The following is a 17,345-nucleotide window of genomic DNA, read 5'->3' on the forward strand; positions in this document are numbered from 1 at the left end:
GGGGCACCGCCCCCGGGGACGGGAAGGGAAGGGGCGGCGGGGGCGAAAGACGCACGGCCACCGACGGACCGCACCCCGCCATACCACCGCACCACCAGCACCACCACCCCCGGCAGACTCGCCACCAGACTGAGCACGCCGTACACCACGGCAACCGTGAACCCGACCTCCGCCCCCAGCCCCGCCGCCCCGAACGCCCAGGCGGTGACCCCTTCCCGCGGCCCCCAGCCCCCCACGTTCAGCGGCAGCGCCATCGCCAGCAGCGCCAGCACGGCGAGCGGCAACAGCTCCCCCACTCCGGCATCCGCCCCGGCAACCCGCGCGGCCACCACGAACATGGCGACGTACCCGCCCAGCACCACCACGGAAGACAAGACCACACCAGGCGCGCTCCGCCGGGAGCACAACCCCGCCCGGGCCTCCCCCAGCATCCGCGCCCCCCACCCGGGCCCCCGCGCCGCCCGCCCCGACGCCGCCGCAGCCGTTCCCCGGTTCATCCGCAGCGCGAGCCCCACCGCACAGACCCCCAGCACCCCGAGCCCGACCACCGGCGCCACCTGCCGCACCGGCCCCAGCACCGGAGACGGCATGCTCACCAGCACCACACCGCCGGCGACGAACAGCGCGAGCTGCCCCGCCGTACGTTCCAGCACCACCGCCCGCACCCCGCGCCCCAGGTCCCCGGCCTCCTGCCCGTGACGCACCGCCCGGTGGACATCGCCGAGGACACCTCCGGGCAGGGCGGCGTTGAGGAACAGGGCACGGTAGTAGTCGGCGACGGCCGCCCTCAGCGGCAGCCGTATGCCGATCCCCCGCGCCACCAACGCCCAGCGCCACGCGCTGAACGCGGTGGTCACCAGCCCGATGCCCAGCGCGGCGAGCAGCGTGAGCCCGTCGATGCGCCGCAGCCCGTCGACGAACGCCCCCGTGCCGAACCGCCAGAACAGCACCGCGAGGAGCGCGACACCGGCGAGGGTGCCCAGACGCGTCCGTACGGCAGGGGTGTTGAGCCGTGCGAGCAGCCCCCGTGACGCCCCTTCGCCGCCCGCGGACGTCGCCCGCTCCGCGGTGGCGGCGGCCTCCCCCGTTCGCGTACTCATGCGGCCACGTCCACCGGCCGGCACAGGGCGAGCAGATCACTGTGGTGGACGACGACCCGCAACTCGCCCGCCGCGCAGGCCTCCAGCCGGTCGCTCAGATAGCCGGCGGCGCGCGCCGCCAGCTCCGGCCGCTCCTCCACCGCCGCACCGACCCAGCCCCGGAGCCACTGTTCGGTCAGCGCCGCCTGCCGCGGCCCGAGACGCCAGGCGCTCGGGTTCAGTCGTACGGTCGCCCCGTGCTCGGTGAACGCCTCGGCCGCGACCGTGACGGCGTCCGGCCCCAGCAGGCCGTCCCGCCGCTGGTGGGCGTTGAACGCCTCGGTGATCTCCTCGTCCATCGGATGCGGCGCGGTCAGCTCCACGCGCCCCGCCACCGACAGGGTCAGCAGCGCGGGGCAGCCCGCTCCGGCGCAGGCTGCGGCGAGGGTGCCGATCTCCTCGCGGGTGAGGACGTCGAGCAGCGCGGACGCGGTCACCAGGGAGGCACCGGACAGCGCCTCCGGGGTGAGCCGGGCGACATCGCCGCGCCGGGTCTCGACGGTGACGTGGCTGCCGTCGGCGGCGGAGCGCGGGGAGGCGACGGCGGCGAAGTGCAGCAGGTAGGGGTCCCGGTCGTGCAGGACCCAGTGCTGGGCGCCGTCGAGGTGGGGCGCGAGCCAGCGGCCCATCGAGCCGGTGCCGCAGCCGATGTCGTGGATGACGAAACCGTCGGCCCGGCGCGGCAGATTGGCGAGCCGGATGCGCAACGGGTCGAGCAGGTCGTACGAGCGGGCGGCGGCGTCGGCCGGTTCGCGCAGCTGGAGCCACTCGGGAGCGTAGCGGGCCGGTTCGTCGTCGCCGGAGTCCCGCAGCCGCAGGGTGGCCCGCTCGCCGGGGCGGGTCGTGGCGGGACCCGCCCCGGGGATGACCGACGGTGAAGCGGGGGCGGGGGCGGTCTCGGGTTCCACGGTGGCTGTGCCCCCTGTCCGGCCGGGTGCGGCGTCCGTGACGGCGACGTCCCGGGGGCCGGGCCGGGCCGGGATCGTCCCGCCGTGCTGGGTGGTGGTCGCCGGGTTGGTCATGCGGCCCTCCGGGGTTCGGTCGGGAGCCGGCGCAGGACCGCCGCCAGGCTCTGTGCGGTGGCTGCCCAGCCGCCGAGGGCGGCCCTCCGGCTGCGGGCGGCCGCCTTCAGCCGGCGCCGTACGTCCGCCTCGCCGAACCAGCCGCGCAGTTCGGCGGCGATGGCGGCGGGGTTCTCCGGCGGGACGAGGATGCCGGGCACTCCCCCGTCGGGTGCGCGGCCGACCGCCTCGGGCAGTCCGCCGACGTCGGTGGCCAGCACCGGGATGCCGCGCGCCAGGGCCTCGGTGACGGCCATGCCGTACGTCTCCGCGTACGAGGTGAGCACCATCAGGTCGGCGGCGGCATAGCTGGCGTCGAGGGCGGCTCCGGTTTGCGGGCCGGTCAGTTCCAGCCGGTCCTCCAGGCCGTGTTCGCGGATCAGGTTCCGCAAGTGGGCGACGTACGCGGGATCGTGGCCGAGTCCGCCGACGAGCGAGCAGCTCCACGGCAGGTCCGCCACGGTCGCCAGGGCCTCCACGAGCCGGTGCTGGCCCTTGCGCGGTGTCACGGCGGCCACGCACACCAGCCGTGAGACACCGTCGGTGCCGGGCGCGAGGGGGGCGATGTCGGCACCCGGGGCGGCGACATGGACGCGTTCGGGGGCGAGGCCGTGGTGGGAGACGAGACGGCGGACGGCCCAGTCGCTGGTGGCGATGACGGCCGGGACCGCCCGCAGCACCGCGCGCTCGCGGGCGTCCAGCTCGGCGGCGACGGCCGCGTCGAGTCCGGTCTCCTCGCCGAGCGGAAGGTGGACGAGTACGGCCATGCCCAGCCGTCCCTCCTCCGCCTCCGGGACGACGATCTCGGGCACCCCGCAGGCCACGAGACCGTCGAGCAGGACGATGCTGCCGTCCGGCAGTTCGCGCAGGGTGCGGGCGAGTTCCGCGCGGGCGGCGGCGTCGGGCCGGGGCCAGTCGCCGGCCACCGCGTGCCGGTGCACCTGCCAGCCGAAGCCGGGCAGGTCGAGGCAGGCGCGGCGGTCGTAGGCGTTGCCGCCGCTCGGCGCGGCCGGGTCGTCGACGTCACCCGGCATCACGAAGTGCACGGTGCGCAGGGACATGGGGATGATCCCGTCGTTCCTCGGGAAGGACGCCTGCTGGGGCACGTAGTCCAGACGGACGGTGCCGGCCCGGTCGGCGGCCCTGCGGGCGGTCCTGTCGGCTGTCCTGCCGGTCATCTCGATGGTCGTGTCGGTCACAGCGCACGCTCGTAACTCGCCCAGGCGATGTGCGACTCGTGGAGCGTGACGGCGATCTTCGCGATGCCCTTGGCGCCCTCGCCCAGGGCGCCCTTGTGGACGCGTTCGGCGAGCCGGTCGGCGATGACCTTGGCCAGGTACTCCGTGGAGGTGTTGATCCCCGCGAAGTCGGGTTCGTTGTCGAGGTTGCGGTAGTTCAGCTCGCCGACGACGGCGCCGAGTTCCTGTGTGGCGAGGCCGATGTCGACGACGATGTTGTCCTCGTCCAGCTGCTCACGCCGGAACGTGGCGTCCACGAGGAACGTGGCTCCGTGGAGACGCTGGGCCGGTCCGAAGACCTCGCCGCGGAAGCTGTGGGCGATCATGATGTGATCGCGGACGGTGATGCTGAACAACGGACGACCCTCCAGGTGCGGCGCGTCTGTTCCCCGGCCGATCTTTGACGGGGATGTCGTGTAGTACGGCTGACTGCCTTCCCCTGTTCAGCGTCGCCCTACCTCTTTTCTGAGGTCAGGCGTGTGCGATCGGCTCCGGGTCGGGATAACGCACGCGGTGGCACAGCGCGGGCGTCTCGCCGGAGGCGAGGCGGGGCATGACGTCGGGCAGTTCCTCGAACGCGGATTCGCCGGTGATCAGGGCGTCGAGGGCGGGGTCGGTGAGCAGGTCGAGGGCGAGGGCGAGGCGGTCGGCGTAGCCGCGGTGCGCGCGGGCCGGGGAGACCGTGCCGACCTGACTGCCGCGAATGGTCAGCCGCCGTGAGTGGAAGGCCTCGCCCAGCGGGAGGCTCACCGTGCGGTCCCCGTACCAGCTGAGCTCGACGACGGTGCCCTCGGGGCGGAGCAGTTCGAGCGCGCGGTTCAGTCCCTGTTCGGTGGCGCTGGCGTGGACGACCAGGTCGCACTCGCCGAGGGCGTCCGCGGGGAGCGCGAAGCCGACGCCGAGGGCGTCCGCGATGCCGGCGCGCGCCGGGTCGGCGTCGACGAGCTGGACGCGCACGCCGGGGAAGCGGGCCAGCAGTGCCGCCACCGAGCAGCCGACCATTCCGCCGCCGACCACGGCGACGCGGTCGCCGACCAGCGGTGCCGCGTCCCACAGGGCGTTGACGGCGGTCTCCACGGTGCCGGCGAGCACGGCCCGCCCGGCGGGCACGCCGTCGGGGACGGGGGTGACGGCGTGTGCCGGGACGACGTACCGCGTCTGGTGCGGATGGAGGCAGAACACCGTACGGCCGGTCAGCTCCTCGGGCCCCTCCTCCACCACTCCGACACTGAGGTAGCCGTACTTCACCGGCCCCGGGAAGTCGCCCTCCTGGAACGGGGCCCGCATCGCGCGGTGCTGGCTCTCGGGCACGCCGCCCCGGAAGACGAGCGTCTCGGTGCCGCGGCTCACCCCGGAGTAGAGCGAGCGCACCAGCACCTCGTCCGCACCGGGAGCCGACAGGGGCATCTCCCGGATCACCCCTCGGCCGGGCGAGTCGATCCAGAACGCGCGAGCGGTGCGGTTCATCGAAATCCTCCTGAACGATCGGGAAGCTGCACGCGTACCGAGAGGTGCACAGGCCGCGCACAAGGTAGCGGCGATGATCGACTCTGTCATACGGCCGGAGGATGCTCGGTGGCCCTGAACAACACTTACGACGCGAGGCTCGTACAGCAGGAGACCGCGGTGGGGGCGGGTGTACAGATCCTGTTGCTGGCCCTGATCGGTACGGCGATCGGCATGGGCCCTGCGGGCTGGCTGACCGGCCTCGCGTTCGCGATCGCCACCTGGGCGGTGCTCTCCCGGGCCCTGCACCGGTCCCGGCTGCGCTCCTTCGGCGCGGCGAACCGGGTCACGCTGGGCCGGGCCACCCTGGTCGGCGGGGTCACCGCGCTGGTCGCCGACTCGTTCCAGGACTCGCCGCCCGTCTCCCTCCTCGTCGGTCTGACCGCCGTGGCTCTGATCCTCGACGGTGTGGACGGCAAGGTGGCCCGCAGGACCGGTACGTCGACTCCGCTGGGCGCCCGCTTCGACATGGAGGTGGACGCCTTCCTGATCCTGGTCCTGAGTGTGTACGTGTCGATGGCGATGGGTCCGTGGGTGCTCCTCATCGGCGGTATGCGGTACGTCTTCGTGGCCGCGGCGCGGGTGTGGCCGTGGCTGACCGCCCCGCTTCCGCCGAGCATGGCCCGCAAGACGGTGGCCGCGCTCCAGGGTGTGCTGCTGCTGGTGGCGGGCGCGGCGCTGCTGCCGCACGCGGTCAATGTCGCCGTGGCGGCACTGGCCCTGGGGCTCCTGGTGTGGTCGTTCGGCCGGGATGTGCTGTGGCTGTGGCGGACGTCGCGGGTGAGGGTGGCTCCGCCCGCGCACGAGGTACGGCGGGAACTGGTCGCGAGCTGACCCCCGGGTACCCCCGCGCGGGCCGGCACCGGCCCGCCCGCCGCCCTTCCGATACAGACCCATGGTGTGCTCCCGACGCCGTCGTGCAAGGTGAGACGTGGACGGAATGTCCCGTCACCAGCTCGAACGGCTCGCGACGCCACCACGTGCCCCGCGTCGGCCGGCATCACCTCATCGCGTGAATCCGGACGCGACGGGAACTTCCCGCCCGGGCCCGCCCGACCCCGCCCGACCCCGCCCGGCCCCCACCGGCGGTTGTTAGGCTCTCCCCCGATGAGCATTCCGGCCCCCGAAGAGATCCGCGCGCTGCACGAGAAGTACGCGCCCACCCCCGAGGCGTTCACGCTCGTCCACACGCACTGCGAGATCGTCTGGAGCGTCGCCGAGCGGCTTCTCTCCGCACCTCGCCTCGCGCACCTCGACGCCGAACTGGTCCGGGCCGGCTGCCTGCTCCACGACATCGGCGTCTACCGCCTCTACGGCGACGACGGACGCCTGGACCACGCGAACTACATCCGGCACGGCCTGCTCGGTCACGCGATCCTCGAAGCGGAAGGTTTTCCCGAGCCCCTGCGCCGCTTCTGCTCCCACCACACCGGAGTCGGCCTCACCCGCGACGACATCGTCGGCCGGGGCCTCCCCCTTCCTCCCGCCGACTACCTGGCGGTGACGGAGGAGGAGCGGCTGGTGATGTACGCGGACAAGTTCCACTCCAAGTCCCGGCCGTCGTCGTTCCTCACCGCCGACGAGTACGCCGTCTACGTCCGCCGTTTCGGCGAGGACAAGGTGACCGCCTTCCGGGCCCTGGGTACGGAGTTCGGCGAACCGGACCTCACCGTGCCGCCACCGCGCGCCGGCGCCTGACGGTCACCCACGCCGCGAACGTCAAATCCCCTGCGTATTCTCAGAGTTGACCGTTGTCGCTATGTTCGGTACAGGGATATCACGCGCAGAACGTGCGCCCTGCGACGAGGAGTTGGCACGGCATGACCGACAACGGCACGTCCGACAGACCGGAGCAGGTTCCTCCGACGCCCGCGTACCCCGCCGCGCCGCCCGCCCCTCCCCCTGCATCGGCGCCAACGGTGGCTCCTGCCCGCCGGGAGGGGACGGCCAAACGGGTCGTGCCGATCGTCGCCGTCCTCGTGGTCGTGCTGGCCGGCGGCGGCGCCGCCGGGTGGGCGCTGGCCAAGGGCGGCAACGACTCGGCGGGCGTCGGCAACCCGATGGACCACGTGGAGATCTCGGACGGCAAACTCGTCACCGACGACGGTGATCTCGGGTACTGCGACGACGACGATCTCTACTCGTACAACGACTGCACCGACCTCTCCGAGGAGACCTACGAGTTCTCCTTCGAGATCACCAACAGGGGCGACGAGCCGGCCAACTACTCCGTCATCGTCAACGGCTTCGACGAAGACGGTGACTTCGTCGCCCAGACGTACATCGGCGCGACCCATCTGAACCCCGACAGGACCGAGTCGGACAAGGGCGAGTTCAGCATGTACAGCAGCAGGGAGGACGACGAACGTCCGCTGTCCGACATCGACTCCATCGAGATCGCTCACGCCGAGCGCACCCCGCTGGCCAACTGACGCCCGCACCGGTCGGCGGCCGCCCGTCCGGCGGCCTATCCCTCCGGCAGATGCGCGTCCGGCTCGTCGGGGCGATGGTGGGGAAGGCTGGAGCGGGAGGTGGCCTCGTCGCGCACCCTCAGGAACTCCAGGTGCCGCTCGTACTGGTCGAGGCTGTCGGCGATGAGCTGTTCCCTGGTGTACCCCATCACGTCGTAGTCCTGGTTGCCCTCGGCGAGCCGGACCTCGAAGCGCACATAGGAGTCGTGCCGGCTGACCGACCGGGTGGCGAACCCGGGGGTCGGCATCTCGACGGGCCAGACCTCGTAGAGGAATTCGTCGCCGGTGCCGATCGGCACGCGCAGGCCGACGTGGGTGAGCCCGTTCTCCTCCACGGTGCCCTCCAGGACCTCCGCGTCCGCGCCCGCCTCCCGCAGTTCCCCCACGACCTCCTGGAAGGCGGGGCGGCACACCTGGTCGACGAACCTCGCCGCCGCCCGCCTGCCGGGGAACGCCATCGCCCGCGCCAGGCGGTGCTGCCAGGTCGGCGCCCCCGGCAGACCGTGCTGCCCGGTACGTCCGGAGAGCGATCCGGGCAGTGTGGTGATGCTCGCCTCCGCCTTCATCCGTTCGGTGCGCAGCGCCAGGAAGAGCCCGGCCATGATCAGGAACATCACGAAGGAGAAGGGCAGCCCCATGATGATGGTGGCGTTGGTGAGCGCCTGCACCCCGCCCACGATGAGCATGGCGAGGGTGAGCAGTCCGGTCGCCAGCGCCCAGAAGATGCGCAGCCAGGTGGGCGCGTCGGTCACCGGGGTGGGCAGTTCGGCGCTGAGGTTGCCCATGACCAGGGCCCCGGAGTCCGCGGAGGTGACGTACAGCAGCAGGCCGACGAAGGTGGCGAGTCCGGCGCTGAACAGGAAGCCCGGGTACTGCTCCAGCAGGGTGTAGAAGCCCTGCTCGGGGACGTTCATGGCGGTCTCGCCGAACGCGGTGTCCCCGTCGCGCACCACGAACAGGGCGCTGTTGCCGAAGATCGCCAGGAAGAGACCGGTGAAGAGGAACGGGATGACCAGGGTCGCCGCGATGAACTCGCGCAGGGTGCGGCCGCGGGAGATGCGGGCAAGGAAGAGCCCGACGAACGGCGCCCAGGCGATCCACCAGGCCCAGAAGAAGAGCGTCCAGGCGTCCAGCCACTCGGTGGGCTGGTCGTAGGCGAAGGTGTTCAGGGTCATCGACGGGAAGCGGCTGACGTAGTCCCCGACGTTCTGGACCACGGCGTTGAGCAGGCGGAACGGCTCACCGACGACCAGGATGTAGAGCATCAGCAGGGTGGCGAGGAGGATGTTGAGCTGCGACAGCCTGCGGATGCCCTTGTCCACGCCGGAGGCCGCGGAGAAGGTGGCCATCGCCACCGCGACGACGATCAGGGCGATCTGCGCGGCCAGCCCCTCCGGCACGTCGAAGAGCACCTTCAGTCCGTAGTTCAGCTGCACCACGCCGATGCCGAGGGTCACGCCGATGCCGAACACGGTGCCGATGACGGCCGCGAGGTCGACGGCGTCACCGATCCGCCCGTGGATCCTGCGGCCGATGATGGGGTAGAGCGCGGAGCGGATGGCGAGCGGCAGCCGGTAGCGGAAGGAGAAGTAGCCGAGAGCCATGCCCATCAGCGCGTACATGCCCCAGCCGGTGATGCCGTAGTGGAACAGGGTCCACACCACGGCCTGCCGGGCGGCCTCGAGCGTCTGCGGATCGCCCTGCGGGGGCGCGAGGTAGTGGCTGACGGGCCCGGAGACCGAGAAGAACATCAGGTCGATGCCGATGCCCGCCGCGAACAGCATCGCCCCCCAGGTGAAGACGCCGTAGTCGGGCCTGGAGTGCTTGGGGCCCAGCTTGACCGTGCCGTACTTGGACAGGGCGATGAAGACGACGAACAGCAGGTACAGGGTCGCGGCGACGAAGTAGTACCAGCCGAACCAGCCGGAGATCTTGGCGACCGCCACTCCGATGACGTCCTCCGCCCCGGAGGGGGTGATGATCGCCCAGAGCGAGATCGCGAGGACGAGGACGGCAGCCCCGAAGAAGACCACGGGTTTGAGCCGTACCGGAGCGGTCGGCTCGTCCTCCGCCAGGATCTCCTCCGGTGCCGATTCGGGGTCCTTACCTCCGGCGGTCGACACAGTCGTGTTCCTCCTTCGTCGAGGGACAGGACGTCACGGTGCGCCTGCCCTGCCGGTGAGCAGGTCGGCGGCGCGTTCGGCGGCGAGCAGCACGGTCACCATGGGGTTGATGGTGGGCATCGTCGGGAACACCGACGCGTCGACGATGCGCACGCCCTCGGCACCCCGCAGTCTCAACTGCGGATCGCAGACGGCCATCGGGTCGTCCGCCGCGCCCATGCGGCAGGTGCCCGCCGGGTGGTAGACGGTGTGGGCCGCGCGCCGCCCGTACTCCGACAGGTCGGCGTCGGCGGTGACGTCCGGGCCGGGCGCGACCTCGCGGACGAGCCAGCCGCTCAGCGGTTCGGTCGCGGCGATCTCCCGGGCCACCTTGAGCCCTTCGACGACGGTGCGCTCGTCGTGGCCCTCGGGGTCGGTGAAGTACCGGAAGTCCAGGGCGGGATGCTCGGCCGGGTTGGAACTGCGCAGCCACATCCGGCCGGTGGAACGGGCCCGGGGCACGTTCGGCGTCATGCACACCCCGTTGTCCGGGACGGGGTAGCCCAGACGTTCGGTGTTGACGGTGAACGGCACCTGGTAGAAGTGGAACATCAGGTCCGGACGCGGCTGCCCCTGGTCGAGGCGCAGGAAGAGTCCGGCGTCGGAGTCCATCGCGGAGTTGGGCGGCAGCGGGCCGTCGGTCTCCCAGACGATCACGGACTCGGGGTGGTCCAGCAGGTTCTCCCCCACGCCGGGCAGGTCGATGTGGGTGGTGATGCCCAGGCGGCGCAGGTCGTCGGCCGGGCCGATGCCGGACAGCATGAGCAGGCGCGGGGTGTCGATGGCCCCGGCGCACAGCAGGAGTTCCCGTTCGGCGCGCACGGTGGCGGGCTCGCCGTCGGCGCCGCGGACGGCGACCCGGGTCAGCCTCCCGGACTCGTCGGTGAGCAGCCGGTGGGCCCAGGTCTCCAGCAGGAGGGTGAGGTTGGGGCGGTCCAGGACCGGGTGGAGGTAGGCGACGGAGGCCGACGAGCGCAGGTTGCCCTCCGGCTCGTAGGCGAGGGAGAAGAAGCCGGTGCCGTCGGCGAAGGGTTCGGCGTTGAAGTCGTCGACGACGGGGACACCGGTGGCCCGGGAGGCGGCGGTGACGAAGTCCTTGGCGATGGGATTGCGGTCGGCCTCGGCGACAGGGACGATCTTGGTCTGCAGCCGGTCGCGGTAGGGGAGGATCGTCGCCGGGTCCCAGCCGGTGCAGCCCGCGGCGACCCAGTCGTCGAGGTCCTGCGGCAGCGGCAGGAAGCTGATCAGGGTGTTGTGGGAGGAGCAGCCGCCGAGGACGCGGGCCCGTGAGTGCAGGATGTGGGAGTTGCCGCGGGGCTGTTCGACGGTGGTGTAGCCGTAGTCGAACTCCGTGCCGAGCAGGTTGATCCAGTTGCGCAGGCGCAGGATGCGTTCGTCACCGACGTCGCTGGGGCCGCCTTCGACGACGCAGACGCGGCAGTCGGGGTCCTCGCTCAGACGGGCGGCGAGGACGCAGCCCGCGGTGCCGCCACCGACGATGACGTAGTCGTAGGAGGACTCGGCGCCGTGCGGGGTGGTGGAGGCCATGGAGTGCCTTTCTTCCGTGCCGTCGGGTGGTGACGGGCTGTTCCGTGCCGTGCCCGTCAGCCCTTGAACCAGCCGGAGGGTCCCGGGTCGAGGTTCTGGTAGATGTGCTTGGCCTCCTGGTACTCGCGCAGGCCGGTGGGGCCCAGCTCGCGCCCGACGCCGGAGCGGCCGAAGCCGCCCCATTCGGCCTGCGGTACGTAGGGGTGGAAGTCGTTGATCCACACGGTGCCGTGCCGCAGCCGCTGGGCGACGCGCTGGGCGCGGCTCGCCTCGGAGGTCCAGACGCCGCCGGCCAGGCCGTAGCGGGTGTCGTTGGCCAGCTCCACCGCCTCGTCCTCGGTGCGGAACCGCTCGACGGTGACGACCGGTCCGAAGACCTCCTCCTGCACGATGCGCATGGACCGGTCGCAGTCGGCGAAGACCGTCGGCAGCAGGAAGAAGCCGCGGCTCAGCGCCGGGTCATCGGGGCGGATGCCGCCGGTGACGAGCCGGGCGCCCTCCTCCTGGGCGGAGGCGATGTGCCGTTCGACCTTTGCGCGGTGCTCGGCGGAGCTGAGCGGCCCGCTCTCGGTGCCCTCGTCCAAGCCGTTGCCCAGGCGGATCGCGCGGGCGCGTGCGGCCAGGGCGTCGACGAACCGGTCGTGCAGGGAGTCCTGGACCAGCAGCCGCGAGCCGGCCGAGCAGACCTGCCCGGCGTGCAGGAAGGAGGCGTCGAGCGCGTAGTCCACGGCGGCGTCGAAGTCGGCGTCCTCGAACACGATGTTGGGGTTCTTGCCGCCGAGTTCCAGGGCGATGTTCTTCGGCCCTTCCGCGGCGGCGGCCATGATGGCGCGTCCGGTGGCCAGGCCGCCGGTGAAGGACACCAGGTCGACGTCGGGGTGGGCGGTCAGCGCCGCGCCGGCGCCCGCTCCGGAGCCGAGGACGAGGTTGGCGACGCCGGGCGGTGCGCCGGCCTCCGCGATCAGCCGGATCATGGCGATGGTGGTGAGCGGAGTGAGCTCACTGGGCTTGAGGACGAAGGTGTTGCCCGCGGCCAGCGCGGGGGCGACCTTCCATGAGGCCTGGAGCAGCGGATAGTTCCAGGGCGCGATGAGCGCGCACACCCCGACCGGCTGGTACACGACGCGGCTGAGGACGTCGGGGGCGACGTCCACGACCCGGCCGCCGTCCTTGCCGGCGAGTTCCCCGAAGTACCGGAAGGCGTTCGCCACGTCCTCCACGTCGAAGCGGGACTCGGTGAGCGTCTTGCCGGTGTCGAGGGTCTCGGTGCGGGCGATCTCGTCGATGTCGCGCAGCAGCAGCTCACGGACGCGCAGCAGGACGTCGGCGCGGCGGCGGGTGGGGGCGTTCGCCCAGTCCCCCTCGTCGAAGGCGCGCCGGGCGGCGCGCACCGCGCGGTCCACGTCGGTGGCATCGGCCTCGTCGACGGTGGTGATGACGGAGGAGTCGTACGGGTTCACCACGTCCCGCCGCCCGCCGGCCGCCGCGCCCGTCCACTCGCCGTCGATGTACAGCTCGCCCATCGCGGGGGCCTCCTTCGCGTGCGACCGGTACCGATCGGTCCGCCGGTCGGCATCACGGCCCATCGTGCGGCCGCCGGCGGCGGGGCGCACGGCCACCGTCGCGACCGGGTGGCGGGGGTACCCCGGGCGTGCCTACGGACGGGGCGGGCGGGTCCGGTGCACGCCACACGTTCCTCCCCCATAGAGGTTGATATCTCCATTCCGCAACCCCCGTTCCTGAGCCCGTCCCGATCCACTACCGTGTCTCCAGGTGCGCGTCGCGGCTGATCGGGCGCCCGCCAAAACCGAATGCCGAGGACACACACGTGCAGATCACGCCCCTGAACCCCGAGGATCCGGTCGCCCTGGGCGACTTCGAACTCCTCGGCCGGATCGGTCATGGCGGCATGGGGCAGGTCTTCCTGGGTGAGTCGCTCGGCGGTGAGCCCGCCGCGGTGAAGGTGATCAAGCCGTCGGTGGTGGATTCCGAGTCCCGGCAGCGGTTCGCGCAGGAGATCGAGGTACTGAAGACCATCTGGGGCGCCCGCATCGCGGCGTTCCTGGGGGCGGACGCGGAGGCGGAGCAGCCGTGGCTGGCCACGGAGTACGTGGACGGCCCGGACCTCGCGAAGCACGTCGGCACGCACGGGCCGCTGCCGTCCGTCCTCGCCGCGGCGCTCGGCGCGGTCCTCGCGGAGGCGCTGTCGGGCGTGCACGCGCAGGGCCTGCTGCACCGTGACCTCAAGCCGGCCAACGTCCTGCTGGGACCGAACGGTCCGAAGATCATCGACTTCGGCCTGGCCGCGTTCACCGAGTCGACGATCTCCCTCACCGCCCCGCACCAGGTCGTCGGCACCCCGATCTGCATGGCCCCGGAGCAGGCCGCGGGGGTGAAGCCGTTGACGGCGGCGGTGGACGTGTACGCGCTGGGGGCGCTGCTGCTGTTCGCGGTGACGGGGCACTATCCGCACCAGGCGGCCACCCCGTACATGGTGTTCCACCTGGTCACGGACCCCGGTACGGCACCGGACCTGTCCGGCGTCCCGGATGACCTGCTGCCGCTGCTGACCGCCATGCTCGCCCATGACGCCGCCGGCCGGCCGTCGCTGACCGAGGTGGTGCAGCGGTGCCGGGCGCTGATCGAGGCGCAGGGCATGAAGATCGCCCAGGCGCGCCGCAGGCTCACCGCGCACACCGCGGAGCGGCGCCGGCCCGGGCAGGCCGCCCCCGCCGACAGCGTCCCCACCGTCGCCTGGCCCGCCGCCGCGAGCGACACCCGGGTCACGGAGATCACCCCGGCCGAGCTGGAGACCCCGGCCGACGCTCCGGCGCCCTCCCCCGCACCGGCCGGGACGGCCCCCGCCCCGGCCACCGCCGCCGCCCTTACGCCGGACGACTCGCCCGGTCCCGGTCCGGCCCCCCGGCCCGCGGGCCTCCCGCCCGCCGACCCGCGCGAGCACCCTGACGCCTCCCGGCGTGAACCCCCGGCGCCCGGCCGCCGCCCGCCCACGGGCTCCCCGCGGCCCGGGGAGGGGACGCGGACGCTGCGGCACTCCGTCCAGGCCCGCAGGACGGCGGAGCGTCTGCGATCCGTGTACGCGGCGAAGGCCCCGTTCTGACTCCGGCCGGCCGCCGGGCCGGGACGGCGGACCCCACGTCCCCTCCCCGGCCCCGCTGCCCCGCCGGTCCGGCCGACCCCGCGCCACCGGCCGCCCGCCCCACCCCGCATCCGACCCGCATCCGCATCCGCATCCGCCCCACCGACCCGATCGCCCAGGAGGCCCCCGCGTGACCGCCGACTTGAGCACCGCGCCCGCGACGAGCGGCGAGGACGCCCAGTACCCGCCGGGCGCCCAGATCCTCGTACGGGACGAGGTGTGGCTGGTGCGCAACGCGACACGGACCGAGCACGACGGGGCCAGGATCGAGGCGGTCGGCGCGTCGGACTTCGTGCGCGACCAGGAAGCGGTGTTCTTCGACGGCCTCGACCGGATCGAGATGCTCGACCCGAGGCGCACGCGTCTGGTGCGGGACGACTCCCCGAACTTCCGCCGCTCCCGGCTGTTCCTGGAGGCGGTGCTGCGCAAGACGCCGCTGCCGCAGGCCGAGCGGGGCCTGGCGCTCGCGGACTCCTTCCTGCTGGACGCCCTCCCTTACCAGCAGCGTCCCGCGCAACTCGCCCTGTCGGGCCGCAACCTGCGCCCGCGCCTGCTCATCGCGGACGTGGTCGGTCTCGGCAAGACGCTGGAGATCGGTCTCACCCTCGCCGAGCTGATCCGCCGGGGCCGGGGCGAGCGCATCCTGGTGGTCACCCCGCAGCATGTACTGGAGCAGTTCCAGCACGAGCTGTGGACCCGGTTCGCGATCCCGCTGGTGCGGCTGGACTCGGTGGGCATCGAGCGGATCCAGCGGGAGATCCCGGCGGGCCGCAACCCGTTCACGTACTTCAAGCGGGTCATCGTCTCCATCGACACGCTGAAGAACACCGACCAGTACAAGCATCATCTGGAGCGGATCACCTGGGACGCGGTCGTCATCGACGAGTCGCACAATCTGATCAACAGGGGGTCCCTGCGCAACCAGCTCGCCCGCACCCTCGCCCCGCACACGGACGCCCTGCTGCTGGCCTCGGCGACCCCGCACAACGGTGACGCCCGTTCCTTCGCCGAGCTGATCTCGCTGCTCGACCCGGCCGCGATCCGTGACCCGGAGCACTACCGTGCCGACGACATCAAGCACCTGTTCATCCGCCGTACGAAGGTCAGCCCCGAGGTACGGGAGCAGATGAAGGGGCAGTGGGCGGACCGGGGCCCGTCCCGTTCGGTCCGGGTGACGGCCACCCCGGCCGAGGAGAAGGTCTTCGAGGAGCTGGCGGCGGTGTGGCTGCCGTCCGATGGGTCGAAGTCGGTCAGCGACGTGCCGCTGTTCCCGTACACGCTGCTGAAGTCGTTCCTGTCCTCCCATACGGCGCTGAAGGCCACGGTCGCCACGCGCATCAAGACGCTGGAGAAGAAGGACGACCCGGAGTCGACGTCCGCCGAGCGCGCGGCCCTGCACCGGCTGCTTGAGCTGGCGTCGGGCATGACGGAGGCGGACTCGGGCAAGTTCGGGGCGCTCATCGATCAGCTGCGGGAGATCGGGGTCGGGCCGAAGTCGGACACCCGGGTGGTGGTGTTCTCGGAGCGGGTGCAGACGCTGGAGTGGCTGGCGCGGACCGTGCCGGGCGCCCTCGGCTTCAAGGGGAAGGCCGCCGAGCAGGCCGCCCGGGTCATGCACGGCGGGCTGTCGGACGAGCAGCAGATGCAGTGCGTGGAGGACTTCGGCCTCGCGGACACGCCGGTACGCATCCTGTTCACGGGCGATGTCGCCTCCGAGGGCGTCAACCTGCACCGCCAGTGTCACCAGCTCGTCCACTACGACGTGCCGTGGTCGCTGATCCGCATCGAGCAGCGCAACGGCCGCATCGACCGCTACGGGCAGCCGCACCAGCCTCAGTTCCGGGCGCTGATCCTCACCAGCTCCGTCGACGGCGCCAAGGACGACACCCTCGTCTCCGAGCGCCTGCTGGAGCGGGAGGCGGAGGCGCACCGGTCGCTGGGCACGGCGGAGGCGGTGTCCGGCCTGTACCGGGCGGAGGCGGAGGAGAAGTCGCTCATCCAGGATCTGCTGAAGGGCCGGGGCGTCGACGAGTCCCTGGACGCCGACCGCACCATCGGTGCCGGCACCGACGACGGCGTGGACGACTTCCTCGCCGACTTCTTCGGCGCGGTGAACGACGACCCGGAGGAGGACTCCGCCGCCGCAGTCTCCGGCACGGTCGACGGCGACGGCGAGGGTGGCGGGTCGGTGCCCCGGGCGGACGTACCCCGTCTGTTCGGCTCCGCCCGCGACTTCCTCGACGAGGCGCTGCGCGAGGTCTACCCGGACGCCCACGACCGCCTCGACCTGTCCCTCGACCCCGAGCAGGGCCTGCTCTCCTTCGTCCCGCCCTCCGACCTGGTCCACCGTCTCAAGGCGCTCCCCCCGGAGTACGTCCGTGAACAGGGCCTGCGCGACCGGCTGAAGGTCACGTTCAACCGGCGGCTCGCCGACCTCAGCCTGACGCGCGCCCGCGCCTCGGCGACATCGAGCTGGCCGGACATCTCCCTCCTGACCGACCTGCACCCGGTCATGGAATGGCTCACGGACAAGGTCCTGGTCCGCCTGGACCGCCAGGAGGCACCGGTTCTGACGGCCGACGTGCCGCAGCCCACGTATCTCGTCCAGGGCATCTACTCCAACGCGCTCGGCCGCCCCACCGTCGTCAAGTGGATGGCGGTCACCACGGACGGCGAGGTCGACGACGACATGGTGGCGGTGCTGCGCCGCGCCCAGGTCGGCCCGACCATGGCCAACCCGGGCCTCGCCCACGACACGGACCATCTCGCCGAGGCGATCCCGGGCGTCCTGGACCGGGCGGAGGCGTTCCTGGAGCAGCACCGCGAGGCGTGGGACGAACCGTTGCGGGCGCCCATCGAGGAATACAAGTCCCGGCTTGGCGCGTGGGAGCAGCCGACGCTGACGGCGGGCGGCGGATCCGCGCCGACCGCCACCCGCGACCGGCTCACCTCGCTCGCGGACTCCCTGCTCACCACCGGCCGCCCGATGCTCCGCGTCCTCGCCGTCCTCGCCCCGGCCCACGCCGCCGCCTGACCGACTTCCCCCAGAGGTTTCTCACG

The 17,345-nt window shown here is 72.3% G+C and carries 12 protein-coding genes and 1 pseudogene; 5 read left to right on the forward strand and 8 right to left on the reverse strand.

All coding sequences use genetic code 11. The features are described 5' to 3' along the window. Positions 1-119: 119 nt before the first annotated feature. From ACIF9R_RS17850 to ACIF9R_RS17870, 5 genes and pseudogenes are all read right to left on the reverse strand, one after another. Positions 120-1,100: pseudogene (locus ACIF9R_RS17850) on the reverse strand (lysylphosphatidylglycerol synthase transmembrane domain-containing protein); the annotation flags it as partial. Then, on the reverse strand, positions 1,097-2,161 hold the full coding sequence (locus ACIF9R_RS17855; RefSeq protein WP_399980629.1) for a class I SAM-dependent methyltransferase: 1,065 nt from the start codon (positions 2,159-2,161) through the stop codon (positions 1,097-1,099). The pseudogene ACIF9R_RS17850 and the gene ACIF9R_RS17855, both read right to left, overlap by 4 nt. Further along, positions 2,158-3,399, reverse strand: a complete 1,242-nt coding sequence (locus ACIF9R_RS17860; protein WP_399980632.1) for a glycosyltransferase family 4 protein — start codon at positions 3,397-3,399, stop codon at positions 2,158-2,160. The genes ACIF9R_RS17855 and ACIF9R_RS17860 overlap by 4 nt, the downstream gene beginning before the upstream one ends. After that, complete coding sequence (locus ACIF9R_RS17865; protein ID WP_125502651.1) at positions 3,396-3,794, reverse strand: 6-carboxytetrahydropterin synthase; 399 nt, start codon at positions 3,792-3,794, stop codon at positions 3,396-3,398. The genes ACIF9R_RS17860 and ACIF9R_RS17865 overlap by 4 nt, the downstream gene beginning before the upstream one ends. Positions 3,795-3,909: 115 nt before the next feature. Further along, a complete protein-coding gene (locus ACIF9R_RS17870; protein ID WP_399980634.1) occupies positions 3,910-4,905 on the reverse strand; it encodes a dehydrogenase in 996 nt (331 codons plus the stop codon). 108 nt (positions 4,906-5,013) lie between these two features. Between ACIF9R_RS17870 and ACIF9R_RS17875 the strand changes: the two genes are divergently transcribed. The 3 genes from ACIF9R_RS17875 (at position 5,014) to ACIF9R_RS17885 (ending at position 7,376) form a co-directional block, all read left to right on the forward strand. Then, positions 5,014-5,778: a CDP-alcohol phosphatidyltransferase family protein gene (locus ACIF9R_RS17875; protein WP_399980637.1), complete on the forward strand. Its 765-nt coding sequence runs from the start codon at positions 5,014-5,016 to the stop codon at positions 5,776-5,778. 273 nt (positions 5,779-6,051) lie between these two features. Next, the gene (locus ACIF9R_RS17880) at positions 6,052-6,642 is read left to right on the forward strand and encodes an HD domain-containing protein (protein ID WP_399980639.1); all 591 of its coding nucleotides are present in this window, start codon (positions 6,052-6,054) and stop codon (positions 6,640-6,642) included. A gap of 221 nt (positions 6,643-6,863) precedes the next feature. Further along, complete coding sequence (locus ACIF9R_RS17885) at positions 6,864-7,376, forward strand: hypothetical protein (protein ID WP_399980642.1); 513 nt, start codon at positions 6,864-6,866, stop codon at positions 7,374-7,376. A 35-nt stretch (positions 7,377-7,411) separates the two neighbouring features. On the opposite strand, the gene betT is transcribed toward ACIF9R_RS17885, so the two are convergent. From betT to ACIF9R_RS17900, 3 genes are read right to left on the reverse strand one after another with little or no spacing between them, the layout of a single operon-like run. Beyond that, positions 7,412-9,538 (reverse strand): choline BCCT transporter BetT, encoded by a 2,127-nt coding sequence (gene betT / locus ACIF9R_RS17890; RefSeq protein WP_399980644.1) that lies wholly within the window; start codon positions 9,536-9,538, stop codon positions 7,412-7,414. Between the two features lie 33 nt (positions 9,539-9,571). Then, entirely contained in the window at positions 9,572-11,125 is a 1,554-nt protein-coding gene (locus ACIF9R_RS17895; RefSeq protein WP_399980647.1) for a GMC family oxidoreductase, read from the reverse strand. A gap of 56 nt (positions 11,126-11,181) precedes the next feature. Next, the gene (locus tag ACIF9R_RS17900; protein WP_399980649.1) at positions 11,182-12,648 is read right to left on the reverse strand and encodes an aldehyde dehydrogenase family protein; all 1,467 of its coding nucleotides are present in this window, start codon (positions 12,646-12,648) and stop codon (positions 11,182-11,184) included. A gap of 305 nt (positions 12,649-12,953) precedes the next feature. On the opposite strand from ACIF9R_RS17900, the gene ACIF9R_RS17905 reads away from it, so the two are divergent. Further along, entirely contained in the window at positions 12,954-14,246 is a 1,293-nt protein-coding gene (locus ACIF9R_RS17905; RefSeq protein WP_399980651.1) for a serine/threonine-protein kinase, read from the forward strand. Between the two features lie 169 nt (positions 14,247-14,415). After that, positions 14,416-17,319 (forward strand): DEAD/DEAH box helicase, encoded by a 2,904-nt coding sequence (locus ACIF9R_RS17910; RefSeq protein WP_399980653.1) that lies wholly within the window; start codon positions 14,416-14,418, stop codon positions 17,317-17,319. The last annotated feature ends 26 nt before the right edge of the window (positions 17,320-17,345 follow it).

Source organism: Streptomyces sp. NPDC086080 (genome assembly GCF_044540255.1).
Classification (GTDB): Bacteria; Actinomycetota; Actinomycetes; order Streptomycetales; family Streptomycetaceae; genus Streptomyces.